Genomic DNA, 2898 nt, shown 5'->3' with positions numbered 1-2898 from the left:
TCGGCCCCGTCACCGCCGCTGAGGCTGTCGCCCTCGGCATTGCCATAGAGGGTGTCGTTGTCGCCGCCGCCGTCCAGAGTGTCAGACCCGGCGTTGCCGTAGAGGGTGTCGTTGCCGTCGCCGCCGGTGAGGCTGTCGTTGCCGTTCTCGCCAGACACGCCGTCGGCGCCGGCCCCTGCGCTCACCGTGTCATTCCCGTCGCCGCCGCCGACGCTGTCATTCCCGTCGCCCGCGTCGATGGAGTCGCCGTCAGCGCCTCCGCCGATATTGTCGGCGCCGAGACCGCCGATCAGGGTGTCGGCTCCGGCGGCCCCGTTCAGCACATCTCCGCCGTCGCCGCCGTCGACGGAGTCGGCACCCTCGCCGGCCTCGACGCGGTCATTGCCTCCCAGACCGATGATCGTATCCGCGCCGGCGGTGCCGTCGAGGATGTTGTCGAGGTTGTCGCCTTCGATGAGCATCGGTCGTCCTCCTGATCCGCCGGGGCGACCTGGACGCCGTGATCGGGAACCGGAGACAGCGACCCTCGCCGCAGAAAACGCGCGGCCGGAGGCGGGCAACAACACGGCCCGCTAAGCAAAAATGGTCGATCTACCCCACGCCACGCGTCACGGTCGCGGCCACTTCATGTGCGACGGTACGCTCTAGCGTTAACAGCTTGTTAGCGGATCGACAATCTCGCTCACCGAACCGGGAACGACTTTAGTTCAGTCGAAACCGGCGCAATACCCGTCTTGAGCTAGCCTGCCGTCTGTTCACAGAAGTTGTCGCAGGCTCTCAGCCCTTGGGAAGAAATACTGGTTTCTGGCTGACACTCTCGATCAGGGCCAATTGCTTCTGAAGGCAGAGGGTCAGGTCATAGCGATCGAGAATAGTCTGTCGGGCCGCTTGCCGGATGGTTTCGCGGTCGGGATGGGACAGGGCCATGACAACGTCTTCGGCGATCCGCGCCGGATCGAAGAAGTCCGTAAAAAAGCCGTTCTGACCCTCGATCAGCATCTCCTCGACAGGGGCCGTGCGGGACCCCAGGACGACGCAGCCTGCCGCGAGGGCCTCCATGAACGACCAGGACAGCACGAAGGGCATGGTCAGATAGACGTGCAGGGAGGAGATCTGCAGGGTCGCGACGAAACGGTCATGGGGGATCTTGCCCAGGAAGTGAACCCGACCGGGATCGACAGCAACCTCGCGCAGCATGACCTCGCGCCAGGTTCCGCCTTCAGTGGGCGGGGCACCGTAGCTGACCTCGTCGCCGCCCACGACCACGACCTGGGCACCCGGGCGGGCTTTCAGGATGGCGGGCAGGGCACGCATGAAGGACGGGAAGCCACGGTAGGGCTCCAGGTTGCGCGCGACATAGGTGATGACCTCGTCGGCGGGCGTGAGGATGCGGCCGTCGGGCAGCCGCAGTTGCGCGGCGGGGTCGGGGCGTACGGCGAAGGTGTCGATGCCGTCGAAGATCGTCTCGATCTTGGCCTGCTGCGCGACGGGATGCCGGGATTTCTGCCAGAGTGTCGGGCTCCAGCCGCGATCGGCGGCTTCGAGGCTCAGGCCCAGATGGGCATTGCGGGCCCGCGCCCGACAGAGGTCGTCGATGGTGGCCGGGGCTGCGGGGTCGAAACCGACATCAGCTCCCTGGCCGGTATAGTAGAACTCGCAGTAGCTCAGGATCGGCGTGTTCTGGAACACGTCCTTGATGAACAGGCTTTCTCCCCAGCCCGGGTGGGCCACGACGATGTCCGGGATCCAGCCCTCGCGGACGAGGTCCTGGCAGATCCGCACCACCTGCTGGCCGTGCAGGACGCTGTTTTCGAACAGCCGGACATAGTGGTGTGTGGTCGGCCGCGCGGCACGAACGGGCGCATAGACGATCTTGCGCACGCCAGGGATCTCCAGGCCCTTGCGCTTGGTGATGAACACCACCTCGTGCCCGCTGCGGGCCATCAGAGGGGCCAGGTGCTTGAACTGGCCGGGCATGTTCTGGTGGACGAACAGGATCTTCATTGCCGGGTCGGTCCTCAAGGCCTCGCCCGCCTTCATCATGGCGTGACGCGGGCTTGTCCAGCGCGTTGGATGCACAGCCTGTCGTCTTGAATCGCCGACGGTTGGAGCGGACGCCAGCCAGGATCTGGCCCGATCCTTGCGACAACACCTGCAAATGGGGGTTGTCTAAACGCTTCGGGACAGCCTCAATCCATCGCAGCGAGAGTTTTGTAGGCGCGCCGCAGCGCCAGATTGCCGTTGACCCCGAGCAGAACCACTGGAGCGGCCGTGACGGCCCGGTTGTCTTGCCGGCCGGGCCGTAGAAACAAGACCGGAAAGACAGGGAACGATCATGGACAGCGGTTCAGGCAGCAGCGGCGTTCCTGAGGTGGGAACCTTCTCGATTTCGGCCAGCCAGACGGAGGCGACGGAAGCGGTCTGGGATCCGGCCGGCGGTCCCCTTGGCGGCACGGACTTTGTCTTCATCGTCTCCCGCAGCGGTGATGTCTCGGCCGCCGCGACGGTTGACTACACGCTGAGCGGCGCGGGCCTTGCGGCCGCCGATTTTCTCCTGATCGGGCCCGGTGACAGCTTTCCGGGTGGGACCCTGACCTTTGATCCGGGGCAAACCGAATATGTCATGGTCTTCAAGACTCTGCGGGACGGTCTGGTCGAGGGCAGCGAGACCCTGATGATCACGCTCAGCCAGCCCAGCACCGGTTTCGGCCTGGCCGTCGGATCGGCTCAAAGTGTCATTCTGGACGACGATGCACCGGTCCTCGTGGGCTCCCCGGGGGCCGATGCCTTGCTCGACCTGGTGGCGGTCCAGACGTTCGGACCGCCGGAGACGCGGTCTGCCCGCCTCTATGGCCTGGAGGGCAATGACACATTGGCGGGTCAGGGGGGCAGCGACAG

General features: G+C 65.5%; 3 protein-coding genes. 1 reads left to right on the top strand and 2 read right to left on the bottom strand.

Translation table 11 applies throughout. From position 1 onward, the window contains the following. Together DBR10_RS17740 and DBR10_RS17735 are read right to left on the bottom strand one after the other, a co-directional pair. Positions 1-461, bottom strand: a 461-nt coding sequence (locus DBR10_RS17740) for a calcium-binding protein (protein WP_146187871.1), incomplete at its 3' end; no start/stop codon positions are given. 316 nt (positions 462-777) lie between these two features. After that, entirely contained in the window at positions 778-2004 is a 1227-nt protein-coding gene (locus DBR10_RS17735; RefSeq protein WP_108556549.1) for a glycosyltransferase family 4 protein, read from the bottom strand. 331 nt (positions 2005-2335) lie between these two features. Between DBR10_RS17735 and DBR10_RS19405 the strand changes: the two genes are divergently transcribed. Further along, positions 2336-2898, top strand: a 563-nt coding sequence (locus DBR10_RS19405; RefSeq protein WP_199225362.1) for a Calx-beta domain-containing protein, incomplete at its 3' end; no start/stop codon positions are given.

The organism is Caulobacter sp. HMWF025 (genome assembly GCF_003060965.1).
Classification (GTDB): Bacteria; Pseudomonadota; Alphaproteobacteria; order Caulobacterales; family Caulobacteraceae; genus Caulobacter.
This window is presented reverse-complemented; position numbering and strand designations above follow the sequence as displayed.